We start from the raw sequence: 998 nt of genomic DNA on the forward strand, positions 1-998 counted from the left end.
GGGTCGTACAGGTCGGTGGCGTACTCGGCGGTGATGTCGAGGCCGGCGGGGCGGCCGTCGGGGGTGAGGTGCTCGTCGAAGCCGATGGTGAGGTCGAACTTGGCGGTGCGGGTGGCCGAGTACTCGGCGCGGGCCCGCAGTCCCGGGAAGTCGGCGCCGGGGTCGGTGGAGCCGGCCTGAACCAGGGTGAGCATGACCTGGAAGAGGGGGTGGCGGGCGCCGCTGCGCTCGGGGTTGAGGGCCTCCACGAGCCGGTCGAAGGGGAGGTCCTGGTGCGCCCAGGCGGCCAGATCGGTCTCACGTACCCGCTCCAGCAGTTCCCGGAAGGTCGGGTCGCCGGCGACGTCGGTACGCAGCACGAGGGTGTTGACGAAGAAGCCGACGAGGTCGTCGAGGGCTTCGTCGGTGCGGCCGGCGACCGGGGAGCCGATCGGGACGTCGGGGCCGGCGCCGGAGGCGGCGAGCACGGTGGCGAGGGCGGCCTGCGCGGCCATGAAGAGGGTGGCGCCGCTCTCGCGGGCCAGGTCGGCGAGCGCGGTGTGCGTCTCGGGCGGGCAGTGCACGGTGGCGGTGTCGCCGCGGTAGGAGGCAACGGCCGGGCGCGGCCGATCCGCGGGCAGCGTGGCCTCCTCCGGAAGCCCGGCCAACCGCTCCTGCCAATAACTGAGTTGCCGGTTCATGAGGCTGTCCTCGGCGTCCGGCTCACCGAGCACCTCCTGCTGCCAGAGGGTGTAGTCGGCGTACTGGATCTCCAACGGCTCCTGCTCGGGCGCGTGTCCCGCCGTGCGGGCCCGGTAGGCGTGGGCGAGGTCGCGCAGCAGGGGGGCGATGGACCAGCCGTCGGAGGCGATGTGGTGCATGACGACGAGCAGGACGTGCTCCCGCGCGCCGAGCCGGATCAGCCGGGCCTGGACGGGCAGGTCGGCGGCGAGGTCGAAGACGTGCGCGGACTCGGCGGCGAGGACGTCCGCGAGGGTGTCCTCGCCGGCCACCAGGAC

Annotated in this window: 1 protein-coding gene; it reads right to left on the reverse strand. The window is 73.6% G+C overall.

Annotated features, from left to right (window positions below; translation table 11 throughout):
* The coding region (locus C1I97_RS37830) for a condensation domain-containing protein (protein WP_258382941.1) at positions 1 to 998 on the reverse strand (998 nt) is incomplete at both ends.

The organism is Streptomyces sp. NTH33, assembly GCF_003236365.1.
Lineage (GTDB): Bacteria > Actinomycetota > Actinomycetes > Streptomycetales > Streptomycetaceae > Streptomyces.